General features: G+C 39.1%; 20 protein-coding genes. 3 read left to right on the plus strand and 17 right to left on the minus strand.

What is annotated here, in order from left to right; genetic code table 11:
- Window positions 1–308 precede the first annotated feature (308 nt).
- The 9 genes from CSV72_RS03435 to CSV72_RS03475 form a co-directional block, all read right to left on the minus strand.
- A complete protein-coding gene (locus CSV72_RS03435; RefSeq protein WP_099677141.1) occupies window positions 309–779 on the minus strand; it encodes a hypothetical protein in 471 nt (156 codons plus the stop codon).
- A 72-nt stretch (window positions 780–851) separates the two neighbouring features.
- Entirely contained in the window at window positions 852–1,253 is a 402-nt protein-coding gene (locus CSV72_RS03440) for a disulfide bond formation protein DsbD (RefSeq protein WP_099677142.1), read from the minus strand.
- Window positions 1,254–1,420: 167 nt separating this feature from the next.
- Entirely contained in the window at window positions 1,421–1,729 is a 309-nt protein-coding gene (locus CSV72_RS03445) for a DUF3784 domain-containing protein (protein WP_099677143.1), read from the minus strand.
- Window positions 1,730–1,974: 245 nt separating this feature from the next.
- The gene (gene hslO, locus CSV72_RS03450) at window positions 1,975–2,838 is read right to left on the minus strand and encodes an Hsp33 family molecular chaperone HslO (RefSeq protein ID WP_099677144.1); all 864 of its coding nucleotides are present in this window, start codon (window positions 2,836–2,838) and stop codon (window positions 1,975–1,977) included.
- Between the two features lie 30 nt (window positions 2,839–2,868).
- Window positions 2,869–3,084 (minus strand): DUF896 domain-containing protein, encoded by a 216-nt coding sequence (locus tag CSV72_RS03455; RefSeq protein WP_085130816.1) that lies wholly within the window; start codon window positions 3,082–3,084, stop codon window positions 2,869–2,871.
- Between the two features lie 22 nt (window positions 3,085–3,106).
- Window positions 3,107–4,075, minus strand: a complete 969-nt coding sequence (locus CSV72_RS03460; RefSeq protein WP_099677145.1) for an LLM class oxidoreductase — start codon at window positions 4,073–4,075, stop codon at window positions 3,107–3,109.
- A 34-nt stretch (window positions 4,076–4,109) separates the two neighbouring features.
- Window positions 4,110–4,583 (minus strand): RrF2 family transcriptional regulator, encoded by a 474-nt coding sequence (locus CSV72_RS03465; protein ID WP_099677146.1) that lies wholly within the window; start codon window positions 4,581–4,583, stop codon window positions 4,110–4,112.
- 216 nt (window positions 4,584–4,799) lie between these two features.
- Window positions 4,800–5,447 (minus strand): O-methyltransferase, encoded by a 648-nt coding sequence (locus tag CSV72_RS03470; protein ID WP_099677147.1) that lies wholly within the window; start codon window positions 5,445–5,447, stop codon window positions 4,800–4,802.
- Between the two features lie 39 nt (window positions 5,448–5,486).
- Window positions 5,487–5,846 carry a winged helix-turn-helix transcriptional regulator gene (locus tag CSV72_RS03475; protein WP_099677148.1) on the minus strand — a complete coding sequence of 120 codons (360 nt, stop codon included), beginning with the start codon at window positions 5,844–5,846 and terminating at the stop codon, window positions 5,487–5,489.
- A 176-nt stretch (window positions 5,847–6,022) separates the two neighbouring features.
- Between CSV72_RS03475 and CSV72_RS03480 the strand changes: the two genes are divergently transcribed.
- Window positions 6,023–7,234, plus strand: coding sequence for an MFS transporter (locus CSV72_RS03480; protein ID WP_099677149.1), 1,212 nt, complete (start codon window positions 6,023–6,025; stop codon window positions 7,232–7,234).
- A gap of 49 nt (window positions 7,235–7,283) precedes the next feature.
- Window positions 7,284–8,114: an aldo/keto reductase gene (locus tag CSV72_RS03485; RefSeq protein ID WP_099677150.1), complete on the plus strand. Its 831-nt coding sequence runs from the start codon at window positions 7,284–7,286 to the stop codon at window positions 8,112–8,114.
- Between the two features lie 196 nt (window positions 8,115–8,310).
- Here the strand turns inward: CSV72_RS03485 and CSV72_RS03490 are convergent, their stop codons facing one another.
- The 6 genes from CSV72_RS03490 to CSV72_RS03515 form a co-directional block, all read right to left on the minus strand.
- Window positions 8,311–9,057: an ABC transporter ATP-binding protein gene (locus CSV72_RS03490; protein WP_099677151.1), complete on the minus strand. Its 747-nt coding sequence runs from the start codon at window positions 9,055–9,057 to the stop codon at window positions 8,311–8,313.
- A gap of 13 nt (window positions 9,058–9,070) precedes the next feature.
- Window positions 9,071–9,820 (minus strand): ATP-binding cassette domain-containing protein, encoded by a 750-nt coding sequence (locus CSV72_RS03495; protein WP_099677152.1) that lies wholly within the window; start codon window positions 9,818–9,820, stop codon window positions 9,071–9,073.
- The gene (locus CSV72_RS03500) at window positions 9,813–10,625 is read right to left on the minus strand and encodes an ABC transporter permease (protein WP_099677153.1); all 813 of its coding nucleotides are present in this window, start codon (window positions 10,623–10,625) and stop codon (window positions 9,813–9,815) included. The genes CSV72_RS03495 and CSV72_RS03500 overlap by 8 nt, the downstream gene beginning before the upstream one ends.
- Window positions 10,626–11,594, minus strand: a complete 969-nt coding sequence (locus tag CSV72_RS03505) for an ABC transporter permease (protein WP_099677154.1) — start codon at window positions 11,592–11,594, stop codon at window positions 10,626–10,628.
- Window positions 11,584–13,164 carry an ABC transporter substrate-binding protein gene (locus CSV72_RS03510; protein WP_099677155.1) on the minus strand — a complete coding sequence of 527 codons (1,581 nt, stop codon included), beginning with the start codon at window positions 13,162–13,164 and terminating at the stop codon, window positions 11,584–11,586. Before CSV72_RS03510 ends, CSV72_RS03505 begins: the two co-directional genes overlap by 11 nt.
- Window positions 13,165–13,266: 102 nt before the next feature.
- Window positions 13,267–14,226, minus strand: a complete 960-nt coding sequence (locus tag CSV72_RS03515) for an urea transporter (RefSeq protein ID WP_233191061.1) — start codon at window positions 14,224–14,226, stop codon at window positions 13,267–13,269.
- A gap of 432 nt (window positions 14,227–14,658) precedes the next feature.
- Here CSV72_RS03515 and CSV72_RS03520 point away from each other — a divergent pair, with 432 nt between their 5' ends.
- A complete protein-coding gene (locus CSV72_RS03520) occupies window positions 14,659–15,051 on the plus strand; it encodes a DUF1259 domain-containing protein (protein WP_099677156.1) in 393 nt (130 codons plus the stop codon).
- 382 nt (window positions 15,052–15,433) lie between these two features.
- On the opposite strand, the gene CSV72_RS16975 is transcribed toward CSV72_RS03520, so the two are convergent.
- Entirely contained in the window at window positions 15,434–15,574 is a 141-nt protein-coding gene (locus tag CSV72_RS16975) for a CPBP family glutamic-type intramembrane protease (RefSeq protein WP_369802876.1), read from the minus strand.
- 115 nt (window positions 15,575–15,689) lie between these two features.
- Window positions 15,690–16,016 carry a hypothetical protein gene (locus CSV72_RS16980; RefSeq protein WP_233191063.1) on the minus strand — a complete coding sequence of 109 codons (327 nt, stop codon included), beginning with the start codon at window positions 16,014–16,016 and terminating at the stop codon, window positions 15,690–15,692.
- Window positions 16,017–16,121 lie beyond the last annotated feature (105 nt).

Below are 16,121 nucleotides of genomic sequence, written 5' to 3' on the forward strand. Positions count from 1 at the left end.
ATTTCTGATTACTCTACAGAGTCTATTCAACGTATTTATCAGACACTGAATCAGTTGCCCAGGAAGATTTTAAACTATCGACAGCCATCCGTTTTGTTTGAAGAAGAGTTGGCTAGGTTAGCATAGTATTTCCAAAACGAACCCGCTAATTGAGAGATCACATTCCCCTTCATACATACACTGGATTTTATCTAAGTGGCTAATTTAATATTGCAATTTAGGATCTTTAATAATTACTAACTTTTGTAAATAAAAAAGCTACCTTTTAGAAAGGCAGCTTAAACTTCCACAATCAAACATCGGTTTACTTAAAAGGAGTGATGGTCTAATTGTTGCTTGGATACTTGCAAAATAAATTGGGTCAAGTATGCTCGAGTGATGTTTTCACTATTATCACCGTATAGAAAATCATCTATTAATTCACTTACTTCATACCAACGATCGTGTTCTTCACCATGGAAATGATCTCGCGCAATTGTATACACCTCATCAGCATTTTCAATTGCTAAGCCTGGATCATCCACGATTTGTCTTAACAAATATCGTACATAGTGTTTAGCACTATCTTCGTAAGAGGGTTCGGTAATGTCTAGCTCATATAAAGCCCTATTAAAGTACTCTTCTACTTCAAATATATTTAAAGGTTCTGTTAGAGAAGCTAGTATATTTAGAGATGGCGTTGACATTCGATTGTGCAACATAGTAAAAGCCCACTCTATATAATCAATAGCTAGTACTGTGCCTTCAAGTTTCTTAAAATACAAAACTTCCGTTTCCATCACCATACTCCTCATGTTGTACGCATATTCTTGAAAAACACCTGATGCTAGAATGGAATCTTTAAAGATTTGTTATACCTTTGTAGAATTCACATCACCAATCACTTTATAAATCACACTGCCAAAAGCTAATTGGATAGGAATCAACGAAAGTATAATAGCTATAAACTGACTAATTGTCTTGATCCATCCAGTTAAGCCTAACACGTCATTAATCAAGTAATTTGCTAGTTGAATAAGACCAAACACAATACCAATCGAGACAATAAATGCAGTTAATATTAATACAACTTGCGAAATTGTAATCTTTTTTATATTTTCCAATTTACTAATACTACCATCAGAAATGGAAAATAAAATATAAGTTAATGGCACTAATAATAAAAACCAACCTGTATAACCAAATGCGATCCAGAAAACCCCTATTCCTAAAAGCATAATCCATCCCATGGTGTTAAACATCTTTTCATTCACCTAAACACCAGCCTTCCGTAAGTAAGTTATAGCGTTATTTGGATTTAATTATTGAACAGGCATTAATTTAATATAATAAGTTCGCTTTCCATTATTAAGATCTTATGACCTTTTTGCATAGTTCGTGCTAGAGTAGCGCCCAAATAACTGTTTAAGTAGAGATTTTTCTATTTTTTAAATCTGTTTCCTGCATTCATATAAATTAGCATAAATACAACGATGGCAATAAATAAAACAAGACCAAAGTAGAACAACGAGTTGTTATCGTACACATCACTGAGTAACCAAAAAACCATACTAAACGACAATGCAAACATCATCTTACCCATGAATTTGCAGAGTGCAACCACGTCATACTTTGCTTTTTCAACTGGAGACATAGTGTTATAGCCCGCAATCAGTATTGAACCTTTGCCATTCATAAATACAATTCCTAAACCCATAAATCCTCCAATAATTAGTAGCGTTATTATCATATCGATCCCTCGCTTCGATATTCTTTCTTACTTTACATACGAATGAATATTTTAAAGGTTTCATTCCTTCGTGGAATAGTTTGATTATTGAATCATTTTGTATAATGCTATAAAAGTCTAGTTATTTTCTGTTTCCAAACACAGCACCTACATTTAATCAATTTAAAAAGCACCCGTATAAGAACGTTCATGAATGTTTACACAAACATGTTCGTTTCTCACACAGGTGTTCATTTTTTATTTTATTATAAAGCGACTTCTTTCAGTGCTTCCAAATGCTCGGTATCGAAGTGATAGGTTTCATTGCAGAAATGACAATTTGCTTCGGCATGTCCATCTGTTTGAATCATGTCTTGAATTTCTTCGCTACCTAAGCTGATAATTGCATTGGAGATGCGCTCTACAGAGCATTGACACTGAAATTGAACTGGCATGCTTTCTAACACGGTAACATGTTCCGAACCTAACACGTGCTCAAGTATTTGTTCAGGTGTACTGCCTTCCTCGATCATGGAAGAGAGTGGCGCAATTACTTTCATGCGTTCTTCAATCTTACTCATCACGTCTTCATCTGCGCCTGGCATGAGCTGAATAATGAAACCACCTGCGGCTTTCACCGTATTATCAGGGTTTACTAACACGCCAACTCCAACAGCCGATGCGGTTTGCTCAGATTTAGAAAGGTACGATGTATAGTCTTCTCCAATTTCCCCGGAAATGAGAGGGATTTGTCCTACGAAAGGATACGTTAGCCCCACGTCTTTTGAAACTGTTAGCAATCCATTCGTTCCGACTGCCTTTCCGACTTCGTTCAATTCTACATCCGTTTGGGGATTCGAGACATATCCACGAACTTCACCTTTTGCGTTCGAATCCACGATAATGGTACCGAGTGGGCCGCCACCATTAATTTTTACTGATATTTTCTCCTCACCCTTTAACATAGAGCCAAGAATTAACCCGGCAGTCATTGAACGTCCCAGGGCATCTGCAGCTGTTGGCCAAGCCGCATGCCGTCGCTGTGCTTCCGCTACTGTTGTAGTTGAATTCACCGCGTACGCGCGCACTTGATTTTGATACGCCACTGCTTTTACTAAATAATCATTCATTCTATACACCCTTTCTATAGTCCTAAACCTTTAGTTTAGCTTTGTTTCACGTAATTTTTCGGGTGTTACATCATTTCCAAGCGGATCGATGACTGTTAAACCTGAAAATGTACCGATGACTTGTCCGCGGATTTCACGCAAGTAATCTTGACGTAATACTGTCTGCTCGACTACTTCGGCATTTGTTAAGCCTTCTTCACGTTGTTTTTTAGCTAATTCATTAATACGACCTAATTGATTGATCATGTAAATCCCTCATTTTCATTTATTATTTACGTATACGTAGATTACTATGTGCACTAAAATGCGGAACAACAAATTCTTGTAGCTCCTGTATCACTTCCGTTATCGGACGGTCCTCATTACGGATCGCAAGAACGACATGATTTACTCCTATATCTTGCAGTGCGTACAGATAATCGATTAAAAACTGATGACCGGATGTGAAGCCGACTTTTATCGGAATGGGTCTGGGCGACGCATTCGGTTTCTCTGATAAATGAATAGTTAGGGGCTGTATGAACGGTTTAAATTCAGTTGTCGCTTGACGCCAAAGCTTGATCAGCTCTTTTTGGCGATTTGCTTCTTGGGCGTAAAACATCCAACCGTCTGTATTCTCAGCTAACCATTCTATCGTTTGTCCAGAATATCCGGTACCTAAAATCGGGATGTTAGACAATGGCGGCTTGGGAATCACATCACCTGCTTCGAGTCCAACACGTTCAGACTGGATTGTAGGGAAAGATTCTTTCCATATTGTTTTCATTACGTCTACAGACTCTCTAAACAGTTCATCACGTTGATCTCGGTTCACTTTAAATGCTGGGAATTCAATCGGACGATCTCCCGTTGCAACACCAAGTAATAAGCGCTGGTTAGATAAATCATCTAATGAAGCAGCTGACTTCGCCAAGTGAAGCGGATGCCGCAACGTCGTGACGACACTTGCCGTACCTAGCGCGATTTTGCTTGTATGCGCGCTTACATATGCGAGAAGTTGAAATGGATCATGCTTGACGCCGGCATCCCCGAAGTTCGGATCGAAAAGAGGTGAATCTCTTACATATAATGCTGCAAATCCTGCATCTTCAGCTTGTTTCGCAAGCTTTATTTGCTCAGCTATAGCCATCGGCATACGATAATCGGCAACTTGATCCATAGGAAATGTCAGGCCAAGTGTTAACTTATTTTCTTTGAACGTCCTAGCAAATCCTTGATGCGTTTGAAATATATTCATCATTACTCCACCTAGCTAGCTATCCTACTGGGACTTACACCATTTTTTCTTTTAGCCATTTTTGCAGTACTTGTACTTTCGGATTATATTCTATATTGATTTCTTCATAAAGTGACGCAACCGTTTCGCGTTTTAGAATGGATTTCCAAGAATTCTCAGCCTCTGCCATTAAAGCGGTTAATGCGCAGTCACGATCTTCTTCTATATTAAGCATGTCATGAAAAACACCACTTGGAGTAAAGAGTGATTGTTTGCCTTCAATCGCTAAATATATATCGTAGACACAAATCTCTTCAGGCTTTCTTGTTAACTTAAATCCACCTTTTACTCCAGGAACAGAAGTGATTAAATCCGCGCTGACTAATTTCCGTAGGATTTTTTGGGTATACGTAGGCGATGCGTGAAGTTGTTGACTAATAGCTTCCCCTGGTAATACTGCACGATCCGGTAGCATGTTCAGGATAAGAATGGCATACAAAGATTGTTCCACTCCGGTTTTCATCTGCATTACATCATCACCTTTTCTCACTCTTTTTTACACGTCAGATCCATTCTTTACTATCATGGATAATCATTGTCCTCTTTATAATAACATATACTTTTTTACTAAGTATAGTTTTCAACTTCGCTCACTCCAAAGAGTGTTTAAAATGTATAGTATCAATTAAAAAGCTAGCAAGCAGATGGTAGAATTCCATCTGCTTGCTAGCTATGTCTTTTAGTACTATGAGCGTACTGATTTCACTTGTGATACTGTCAATCCATCACCAATCGGCAACAATATGGACGTCAACCGAGGATGCTGTGCTGTGTATTCATTGAACATCCTCATATTCTGCGAGTATTGCTTACCTAGGATGGACGAGTCCGCTACTGAACCGCCCGCCAACACGTTATCAGCTACAATTACCGCATTCGGCTCAGCTAGCTCTAAACAGCCGTCTAAATAGTTTCGGTAATTCTCCTTATCCGCGTCAATGAAAAAGAAATCGAACGTTTTCCCTTCCGCTTTTAACGCTTCTAAGCTATCTACAGCAGGTCCAGTCTTATACGTCACTTGTTCACCAAATCCTGCCTTCGTTAAATTAGATTTCGCTAACGTCGCAAATGACTCCTCTAATTCTAGCGAAGTCAAATGTCCTTCATCGCCAAATCCTCTCGCAAGACATATACCGCTATATCCGCCAAGCGCACCAATTTCTAGAACATTTTTTGCACCCGTCATTGAAACAAGCATCGTTAATGCTTTGCCTGACGCTGGAGAAACCGAGATCGAACGCATACCATTTTCTTGTATGGAGAATAACACACGTTCGAGAACTTGATCAGTTGAAACAAAAGTTTTGTCAATATATTGGTTAATAATTTTCATTTTATAATTTCTCCTCCAACTAGTAAATTGAATGCAGCATTATTCATTTAACACACTTTCCGCAAGCACTTTAGATTTATCGCCATACACTTTTGTAATATGTACATCTCCCCATGCACATAGCGAGCTTAAAATAGCTTCTAAACTTTGGCCGTATTCACTCAATTCATACTCTACTTTAGGCGGCACTTGATTGTAGACAATTCTATTAATCACACCGTCCGCCTCTAATTCACGTAATTGTTGAGTTAACATTTTTTGTGTAATGTTTGGCATCAATCGTTTTAATTCACTTGTCCGCTTTCTACCATGTGTCAAATGACAAAGTATTACACACTTCCACTTACCACCTATTACTTCCAATGTTGCTTCCACACTAATATTATATATTTTGCTCATTTCTATCGCCTCCACTTTTGATAGGTACTAAAAGATGCCTACATTACTTTAAAGTGCGTACTTCTCTTTTAGATTTCTATACTTCATACTAACATTTGCAGGTACACTTCACTACATCAAACGTATTGATGTCATGAATATTGCATGCAACTTATTAGTAGGAGGAACGTGAGAAGATGTCAATTGATAAAAAACGCAGTACATTTGCATTGCTTGCATTAGCTATCAGTGCATTTGCGATAGGTACTACCGAATTTGTGAGTGTAGGACTATTACCACTCATCGCTCAAGATTTAGATATTTCTGTTTCACTAGCCGGATTAACTATTTCCTTATATGCTGTAGGGGTGATGATCGGGGCTCCAATCCTCACTAGTTTAACTTCTAGATTACCTAGAAAGTCCGTCTTAATCTGGATCATGGTCATATTTATTATCGGAAACAGTATAGCCGCAGCCGCAACAAGTCTAAGCGTATTACTGTTTGCACGAATCCTATCCGCATTTTCACATGGTGTCTTCATGTCTATTGGCGCTACAATCGCAGCGGATTTAGTGCCAGAAAATCGTAGAGCAAGTGCTATTTCCATCATGTTTACGGGATTAACAGTTGCTACGATTACAGGCGTTCCTTTTGGTACATTCATCGGTCAACAGGTAGGATGGCGTGCTGCTTTTGTTTTAATTGTGATTATAGGTGTGATAGGGCTTATTTCAAACAGCCTCCTAGTTCCTTCAAATTTACGACAGAGCGCACCCACTACATTGAAAGATCAAGCGAAACTCCTGACGAATAGTCGTTTACTAATAGTGTTCGCTATTACTGCCCTAGGTTATGGCGGAACGTTCGTCGTGTTCACCTACTTATCTCCTTTACTGCAAGAAGTGACTGGATTTAAGCAAAGCACGATTGTAATCATCTTGTTAGTCTATGGGATCGCAATCGCGTTAGGTAATATGATTGGTGGAAAACTGGCCAATAAAAATCCGATAAATGCTTTATTCTATATGTTTATCGCACAAGCTCTCATTTTATTCGTATTAACATTCACTGCACCATTTAAAATGGCAGGGTTAATAACTATTATACTGATGGGTATATTTGCTTTTATGAATGTTCCAGGACTTCAAGTATATGTCGTCATCTTAGCGGAGCGATTCGTGCCGAGTGCAGTCGACGTAGCCTCCGCTATAAATATTGCTGCCTTTAATGCGGGTATCGCCATTGGTGCGTATCTGGGTGGAGTCATTACGGAGTCAATCGGTATTATTCATACACCTTGGATTGGTGCAAGTATGGTAATGTTCGCAGCTATCTTAACTGGCATTAGCCGTTTACTAGAGCGTAAAGACAATGTAACAGTACTTGCAATGAAGGAGGTGATGTGAAAAAGTATGATGCACGATTATCCAACACTATGAAGGAGGAAGAAATTATATGAAAAACCTACAATCTACAACTACACTATCTAACGGGGTAGAAATGCCTTGGCTCGGTCTTGGCGTGTTTAAAGTGGAAGAAGGTACAGAGCTCGTAAACGTAGTGAAAACTGCAATTGAGCACGGCTACCGTAGTATCGATACAGCCGCGATTTACGGCAATGAAAGCAGCGTAGGTAAAGGTATACAAGCGACACAAGTGGATCGGAAAGAATTATTCATCACGTCTAAGGTATGGAATAGCGAACTGGGATATGAAAAAACACTTGTAGCTTTTGACGAGAGTATTACTAAACTCGGTCTTGACTACTTGGATCTATACCTTATTCACTGGCCTGTAGAAGGACAATTTAAAGAAGCGTGGCGCGCATTGGAAACCTTGTACGAAGAAGGAAAAGCTAAAGCGATCGGGGTAAGTAATTTTCAGCCGCATCATTTAGAAGAATTAATGAAAGATGCAAAAATCAAGCCAATGATCAATCAAGTCGAGTACCATCCTCGTTTATCTCAAAAAGAAGTACAGGCATTTTGCCAAAAGCACGACATCCAGATGGAAGCGTGGTCACCACTAATGCAAGGTGAGCTACTAGAGAATGCTGAATTACAAGAAATCGCAGACCGCTACAACAAATCCGTAGCCCAAGTAATTTTGCGTTGGGATTTACAAAATGGTGTAGTCACAATTCCCAAATCAACGAAAGCCCATCGCATTGCTGAAAATGCCGATGTGTTTAACTTCGAACTCACTTCAGAGGATATGGAACAAATCAATAAATTAAATCAAGATCAGCGAATCGGACCAGATCCTGACAACTTCGATTTCTCATAATCAAAAATGAATACTGTCCGAATTGCGGTTCGTACAGTATTCATAAATTATTCGAGCATTAGGGAGCAGCATAACTTCCATTGGAAATCCGATTCTGCAACTAAACGACAAAACCTCCCTACGTAAGGTAAGGAGGTTTTTTATCGTGTAAAGTCTAGAAATAAGTAATCAAGCATGATGGTTTGTCTAAAGTATTTTAATCCTTCATTCGACTACCAAGAACAGAGTCAAATAGTTGCCTGGCATACGTATGTGAAAAGTGAAATACTCCATCCTTTTTCACACTTTCATCTACCATTCGGCCATCCTTCATAACATAAATTCGATCACATGCATACATGACTGCTTGTAAGTCATGTGCAATGAATAAAATTGACATACCCATTTCTCGATTTAGCTCAAGAAGCAGGTCAATGATTTCTCTTTGAATTAATCGATCCAAATTGGATACGATTTCATCACAAATGAGCAGTTCAGGTTCAACTAACAATGAGCGAAGCAGATTGACACGTTGCTGCTCACCACCACTTAATTCTGAAGGATATCTATGTAAATGGGCTTCCGATAATTTTACTCTTTCAAGCATTCGTCGAATATGCGCTTCACGATCTCCTTTCATCGTACGAAGAGGTTCTAGCAAAATTTCGTGGACCGTCCAGGAAGGATTAAGTGCTGCTGATGCGTTTTGAAAAATTAATTGGCTCGCTTGATAAAATGACTTCCGGTTTTTTCGTGTGACTAGTTGACCGTTGAATGCAATTGAGCCCTCGTCTGCAGATTCAAGTTGCATCACGACACGAGAGAGCGTACTCTTTCCACAACCACTCTCTCCTACTAACCCCACAACTTCCCCTTTACTTACAGTCATGTCAATCTCATTCAACGTCTTTTTCGTATGGCTTCCACTAAAATAACTTTTCGAAACATTTGATACTTCTAACATCTGCTATCCACCCCTAAAATCTACTCTCCAACAATCGCTTCGTATAAGCATCAAGAGGATTCGAGAAAACCGTTTCTACTGTCCCCGTTTCTACGATAGTTCCTTGTTGCATAACCGCCATCTCATGAGCGGCTTCAGCGACGATGTCGAGGTCATGAGTAATGAGGAGAATTGTCGTCCCCCGTTCTTCATTCAGACGAATTAGCAATTGAATGAATTCTTTTTGAAGCACCATATCGAGTGCCGATGTGGGCTCGTCTGCAATGAGTACAGCGGGTTCCACGTAAAATGCGCACGCAATCATACATCTTTGCAACATTCCACCGGATAATTGAAAAGGATATTGCTCGACAACTTCCCAAGCTAGGCCCAACTGGTCTAAAATCACATGCATTTTTTCATTAAAAGTGTCTATCGAGTCTCCAACACGTCCCCCTGAAAATGCATACAGTTGACGCCCCAGCTTCACGGACGGATTAAAACTGTTCGAGGCGTCTTGGAATATAGTGAAAATATTTTGTCTTCTTAGGCTTGCCATCTCCTGAACAGACGCATCCAAAATGTTTCGACCTTCGTACATGACATATCCGCTTACTTTTGCGTCTATAGGCAACAAACCAAGCAGGGCGGATACTGTCATGCTCTTTCCGCTACCACTTTCACCAATCAAAGACGTGATTTTACCACGCGGTATTGTGAAATCGACGTGCTTCGTAATATGCTGATCTTTTATTTTAATCGATAGATCTCTTACTTCAATCATTGACACGCCTCCTCTCTGGATTCTTCCACGCTTCTCCAATAAAATTGATAGCGAGAATAGTCAAGAAAATCATAATGCCTGGAAATAATGCAATCCACCACGCGCCAATTAAAATATCGTTTTGCGCGTAGTACAACATATTCCCCCAAGAAGGAATCGCTGGAGGTATACCGATGCCGAGAAAGCTAAGCGATACTTCCATGAATATCGCGCCAGCAAAGTTAAATAGCGTCACGACAAATATAGCGGGTATGCTGTTGCGCAGCAAATGACCCCATAGTATTTTCCAAACAGGCGTCCCAAACATATTGGCCATTTTAACAAATTCTTCTTCTTTGAGCCGAATGAATTCGGAACGCACAATCCTTGCGGTGACAAGCCACCCCGTCAATCCAATGAGCAGTGCCATGCCCCACATCCCGCCTTGAATGATTGCTTGAAACACCAAAATAATAATGAGGGAAGGAATGGTAATGAGCGCTTCCAACAACCGCATCATAACGGTATCAATCACTCCACCGAAATAGCCACTAATCCCGCCATAGACAACTCCAATGACGAGTGACAAAATAACCGAACTACTTGCTACAGCTAGCGTTACTTTCCCACCTTCTAGTAAACGCGATAGAACATCTCTTCCTAAATGATCCGTTCCTAACCAATGCTCACTACTCGGTGCACTATATACTTCTTCCATATTCATTTCATTTGGACTAAATGGGGCAAGTAGGTTTGAAAACACCGTTAAAAAGACAATCAATCCAAGAAAGCAACACCAAAACCAAAGTGTTTTCCGTGACTTCATTTAGCGAACGCCCCCTTTGCGCAACTTCGGATCGATAGCGTACATAATGAGATCGACAATAAATAGTGTCATGACGACTAAAACACCCGTCACCATAATGCTGCCCATTAATAAAGGGAAATCCTTTGTTGCGACTGCCTTGACCGTCAATTGCCCTATTCCCGACCAAGCAAATAATGATTCCACAATAATAGATCCACCAAAGAACGATGGAATGGTCATGGCAATGTAATTCAAATAAGGAATGGACGCGTTGCGCACTATTCCCTTTCGAATAGAACTTTCCTTAACTCCATTTGCGCGTGCTACTTTCACATAGTATTGACTGTTTTCTATCTTAATACTTTCTTGTAGAAAACGAGCGTAAATTCCCACATGGGTTACAATGAGCACGCTAGCGGGCATAATTAGGTGACGGACTTTATCCACAACACCGCCATTCCCATCTACATCGCTAGATCCTGAAGAAGGAAGAACCCCTAGAGTTACAGCAAAGAAGTAGATGAACAAAATACCAAGCCAAAAGGCAGGTATGGAGGACGTCGCGATACTAAATGTGGAAAGTCCTTTATCCCAAATAGAACCTGCCCTCATACCCGCCACTGTGCCTAACCAGATGGAACCTATGACAATGAAAAACATCGTCACGCTAAATAACAGCAACGTATTCGGTAGCCGTTCCATGATGATCTCAGAAACAGGTCTGCCTTCTTTAGAGGACGTTCCTAAATTCCCTTTGACTGTCTCACCTAGCCATGCAACGTATTGCTCGGCAACCGGACGGTCTAATGCGTATGCACGGGTAATGCGTTCTTTTTCGGCTGCTGTTAACGTCTGCGCATTGCCTCCATAGAAAGCAGTAGCAGGATCTCCAGGCGCTGCTTGCATAATGAAAAAAGAGAGGAAGCTAACGATGAAGAGGACCACAATCCCCATCACCATTCGCTTCCCAACCCATTTACTGATCATTCCACTTCCACTCCTCGACGTTCCAGAGGAAACCAGATCCATGATGACCTAGCGTTCGTTCTTTCACACCACTTACATTTTTGTTTATACCATACACTGCATTTTCGTAGGCAATAAAGTCAAATGCCGGATCATTCGCAAGTTCTTCTTGGAACTGCATATAAATTGCTTTACGTTCTTCCGGATCCGTTGTTGTACGTCCTTTCGCAAGCAGTTCATCCACTTTTTCATTTGAATAACTACCATAGTTATAACCGGAGCTCTTTATGCTCGATTCATCCGAATGGAATAATATGTGTGTATGATGATCTGCATCATACGGACTGCCCCATCCAACCATAAACGCATCTGCGTCTTCTATCGTAATCGCGCTCCAGTCAAGCGCCGCTACTTTTACATCCGCACCAATGTCTTTAAAACCTTCGGCAACGTAATTTGCCATGTTCACACGAACGGTGTCACTTGCAGGTGCAGTAATCGTAAATGAAAGTTTTTCACCATCTTTAGTACGAATACCATCCTCATTTTCTTTCCAACCCGCTTCATCTAACAACGCATTCGCTTTCTCTAAGTTGTATGCGTACTTTTCAATTTGATCATTATTGAATTCATGACTTTGCAATGGTGAATAGGCAACAGAACCATGTCCTTTTAATATGCCTTTTACTATTTGCTCTCGATCGGTTGCGTAACTAAATGCACGACGCACATTGACATCTTTCCAAAGGTCCAAATTCATATTGAATAAAATGCCACGATAATCCGCGGATTCTATATCGTAAATAGTTAAGTTCTCTTCTCTTTCTAAGTTTTCAACTTGTACAGGGTCCAACAGTGCAACATCCACCTCGCCCGACTTCAACTGAAGTGCACGAACATTACTATCTGGAATAAACTTAAATATTACTTTTTCAATCGAAGGCTTCGTTCCGAAAAATTCACTATATGCTTGTAATGTCAATGAATTGCCACGATCCCATTTATCAAACATATACGGCCCTGCACCAATCGGATGGCTATTAAAGTCAGCTGTTCTCATATCCACTCCTTCAAAAGCATGTTTTGGAAGAATCGGTACGGTTAACTTGTCAAGTAACGGTGTAAATGGCTGTTTTAATGTAATTTCGACGGTATAGTCATCCAGCATTTTAGTAGATGCTACTTCTTCAAAATCAGATTTCAAAAATGAAGCATTTTGATCATCCATAATACTCTCAATCGTGAACACTACATCATCTGCTGTAAGCTCTTCCCCGTCGTGGAATGTAATACCTTCTTTTAGCTTAAACGTATACGTAAGTTTGTCCTCTGAGACATCAAAAGAGTCTGCAATATCCGAAACTACTTTATTACTTCCATCAAATCGCATAACTCCACGAAACAACAGTGCATCTAGATTCGTTTCTTCGAGTATTGGGTTCAGCCCTTCGAACTCTTCCTCAGAGGCATAAATGAGGCGATTCTCTTTAGATGGAGTTGATTCTTTTACAACCTCTTTTTTACTACAACCTGCCACAATAACTACAAGTACCATGACAAGTACAAGTATTTTCTTATTCCATGTAATCATTAGTATCTCCTTTTATCGTATAATTTTTTCCGCATTTCATAATTATTTCATGTTCGTCTACATTTGTCCTGTATAACGGTTTAGTTTTTCACTATAAACGAATTACAAATTCGGTAGAACTTTTCTAGCGCCTAAAATCAACCAAGTGCTCAGAACAAATGGCATCGTCAATGCGGGAAGTCCTAACGGTAATAACCAAATACTAACACTCGCCATGAGGGGAACTGTAATACATGCCGCCACCACACCTGTAACGGGTGCATAGCGATTTTCCTTCGTGTTGTACACAACCGATACGGCTAGAATGGTTAAAATAGCATTGTAACCATATAGCCCTAGCATGATCAGCGTATGTTCTCCGGCTAAAGCAAGGGCTGTAACACATGCAGCGGCGTTACCGATGACCGCATATATGCCCATTTTCCTGCTAGCCCAAAATACTGCAATGAATAATAAAAGACCAGGTAAAGTATCTGTGAGGAAAAAGATTTGACCGATACCATTGAAAGTTGCTTGGAGTAGATTGATTTTGCCTTCTATATGCAATTCCCAATTAGCTAAACTCTGAGGAGAAAGTGATTCACTTAACTTGATACTATCAAGCTTATAGGATGCTAGCAATGTAAACCAAGTTAATAATATAAATGGTAATGTTAGGATTGGGATGCCGAGGTGGCCTAAGAAATACATAAGTGTAGCTGTAAGTATGGCAGTGACCGCTGCTCCTACCAATGCAACAATCCAGGAAGTAGGTCCTGTTAGAAATGTTTGTAGTACTAATCCGCTAAGCACAGAGTTATAACTCATCAAACCTTTACTAACCAAAGCTTGGTCCGCACCGCCTACTTTGGCAACTAACGTACCGATCATGGCGGATAAAAGGGCAATGATGCCTAATGAAAATGACGATACTGTAATAGCTAATAAAATAAGGAGGCCAGTTATCGTGTTTTCGATATAAATGATTTGAGATATCCCCTTAAGAGATTCTTTAAGAAAAGTAGTTAAACTTCCTTCTTTTACCATGTACGTTGTTTGATTAGCCCTTTTTTTCGCTGCCAAATTGTCTCACCTATTTCATTTACTTTAGTGACATGCTGATTCAGTTAATATTGTATTTTTGTGAAGTGTGTAGTTTCCCTATTATCTAATTTTCTGCTAATGGTCTAGTTCTTATACATTCAATGTACATTGTTCTGCGATCAACTAAATGAGTGTATCAAACCACCTTTCTTAAACGTATAATTTTATGGAATAGAACTTCCACAGCTATTGCCCATAATAATCGTATTATGCTTTAAATTTCACGGACAAGATTCAATTGTCTTCTCATGCCCATAAGGTAAGAGTGTGTAAGGGGATAATTGACTAAAAGGGTTTATGCTTTAAATGAAATTATGAAAGTCGTATTAGTACGAATGATATGAGTATTACTTTTCGTTCTATGCATTTTCTATCCTCCATAAATTTCAAGGGAAATTGAGGTGTCTTTTAATGGAATACTTACAGAGTCTTTGCCAACAATATGCTCAGATTGTTAACGGAAAGCCTAAAATAGAAAAAGGTATTTGCTCTGTAGAAATAGGTAGAAACTTTCACTTGACTATACAAGGCCGTGAAAGTAAAAGTGCGCTTCCAGCTGGAATGACATTTGAATCACTGGATGCTCAAGGAAATGCACTTAATCTTGCAGAAGTAGTAGTACTTCAAGAAGAATTGCCCGGATTTATTTATGCTCTCGCTAGAAACGGATTAATCGTAAGCGCGATTCATAATCATTGGGTTTTTACTAACCCAACTATTCTCTATGTTCATGTCCAATCTGTTGAGCCGCCACTTTCTTTCGCTAGAAAATTCGCAGAAGCGTTTAGTGTATTGAAGCATTAACATGAAAACTTCTACATGACGTTACTCTTCTTCGATTTCCTAGAATGCGAAATCTGTTAATATTTACAAAACGACTGTAGTTATGACTGCTGACCGTCTTCGATCAGCAGTCTGTTGGCGCTTTATATTTCGAACTACGTAACAAGATTTATATTCCCATAAGACAGGTCCACAAAACGGTTTACTTATACATTATTGCAAAGGAGTAAAATGATATTAGCAAGAGCAATTATTGTTGAATATATTGCAATCCCGTGCTATGAATTAGTAGAGAACTAGGCTACAAGCACCAAAATGAAGCATCGTATTCTTGAAATCAGACACTATGAAACCTTTTGGCATCTATATATTTCTTTAATTGGAAAACAACCTACTCCATACATCACAATAATTTATATTTAAATAAAATGGTCATCCCGGTATTCATAATAAAATGAACAAAAACTGGAACTAAGATATTGTTTGTCTTAAAATATAACCAACCAAAAACTAGACTTGGGATACAGATATTTAATAACATCATAGGCTTTTTAAAATACTGGACGTGAAAGATCAATAAAAAATGTTAATAGAATCGCAATCCATTGGACATCTGTACTTATGAAAAGTACGTTTTAAATAATACCTCTAAATAATATCTACTCAAACATTGCAGCTATAAACATGAAAATAATAATATCTGTCAATGAATTATCTTGATGGGTTTTATTGGTATTATCAATGTAATTTGAAGGAATAGTAAAGGCTAAGATGACCCCGAATACTAATAAAGCAACAGAAGAAACTACTGAAATAATTATAGATTCTATTGGTTTGTCATGGGAAAGTAAGTTTTTAATTGTGAGTGCATCGAAAATCATAAATGCAAAGATAACAGCAAAACAAATGAATGTAAACAAAGAAAACACAGAAATTGCGTCTTTGATTTTGAACTCAGGCTTTTTATTTTCTGAACTGTTCTTCACATGATCCACATATGACGTCCACTCTAGATGACTTTAATAAAACTAGAATAGTGTAAATACCCATCACTACTTCTTCAGCACAACAAAATAGCTCTATTACAGAAC

Origin of the sequence: Sporosarcina sp. P20a (assembly GCF_002743175.1) — a bacterium.
Classification (GTDB): domain Bacteria; phylum Bacillota; class Bacilli; order Bacillales_A; family Planococcaceae; genus Sporosarcina.

Excerpts from the sequence above, each read along its gene's own strand:
- CSV72_RS03520 (WP_099677156.1), top strand. The coding sequence starts at position 14,659 with ATGGAATACTTACAGAGTCTTTGCCAACAATATGCTCAGATTGTTAAC.
- CSV72_RS03485 (WP_099677150.1), top strand. The coding sequence starts at position 7,284 with ATGAAAAACCTACAATCTACAACTACACTATCTAACGGGGTAGAAATG.
- CSV72_RS03510 (WP_099677155.1), bottom strand. The coding sequence starts at position 13,164 with ATGATTACATGGAATAAGAAAATACTTGTACTTGTCATGGTACTTGTA.
- hslO (WP_099677144.1), bottom strand. The coding sequence starts at position 2,838 with ATGAATGATTATTTAGTAAAAGCAGTGGCGTATCAAAATCAAGTGCGC.
- CSV72_RS03475 (WP_099677148.1), bottom strand. The coding sequence starts at position 5,846 with ATGAGCAAAATATATAATATTAGTGTGGAAGCAACATTGGAAGTAATA.
- CSV72_RS03495 (WP_099677152.1), bottom strand. The coding sequence starts at position 9,820 with ATGATTGAAGTAAGAGATCTATCGATTAAAATAAAAGATCAGCATATT.
- CSV72_RS03480 (WP_099677149.1), top strand. The coding sequence starts at position 6,023 with ATGTCAATTGATAAAAAACGCAGTACATTTGCATTGCTTGCATTAGCT.
- CSV72_RS03435 (WP_099677141.1), bottom strand. The coding sequence starts at position 779 with ATGGAAACGGAAGTTTTGTATTTTAAGAAACTTGAAGGCACAGTACTA.
- CSV72_RS03455 (WP_085130816.1), bottom strand. The coding sequence starts at position 3,084 with ATGATCAATCAATTAGGTCGTATTAATGAATTAGCTAAAAAACAACGT.
- CSV72_RS03445 (WP_099677143.1), bottom strand. The coding sequence starts at position 1,729 with ATGATAATAACGCTACTAATTATTGGAGGATTTATGGGTTTAGGAATT.
- CSV72_RS03470 (WP_099677147.1), bottom strand. The coding sequence starts at position 5,447 with ATGAAAATTATTAACCAATATATTGACAAAACTTTTGTTTCAACTGAT.
- CSV72_RS16975 (WP_369802876.1), bottom strand. The coding sequence starts at position 15,574 with ATGATGTTATTAAATATCTGTATCCCAAGTCTAGTTTTTGGTTGGTTA.
- CSV72_RS03465 (WP_099677146.1), bottom strand. The coding sequence starts at position 4,583 with ATGCAGATGAAAACCGGAGTGGAACAATCTTTGTATGCCATTCTTATC.
- CSV72_RS03460 (WP_099677145.1), bottom strand. The coding sequence starts at position 4,075 with ATGAATATATTTCAAACGCATCAAGGATTTGCTAGGACGTTCAAAGAA.
- CSV72_RS03490 (WP_099677151.1), bottom strand. The coding sequence starts at position 9,057 with ATGTTAGAAGTATCAAATGTTTCGAAAAGTTATTTTAGTGGAAGCCAT.
- CSV72_RS03505 (WP_099677154.1), bottom strand. The coding sequence starts at position 11,594 with ATGATCAGTAAATGGGTTGGGAAGCGAATGGTGATGGGGATTGTGGTC.
- CSV72_RS03500 (WP_099677153.1), bottom strand. The coding sequence starts at position 10,625 with ATGAAGTCACGGAAAACACTTTGGTTTTGGTGTTGCTTTCTTGGATTG.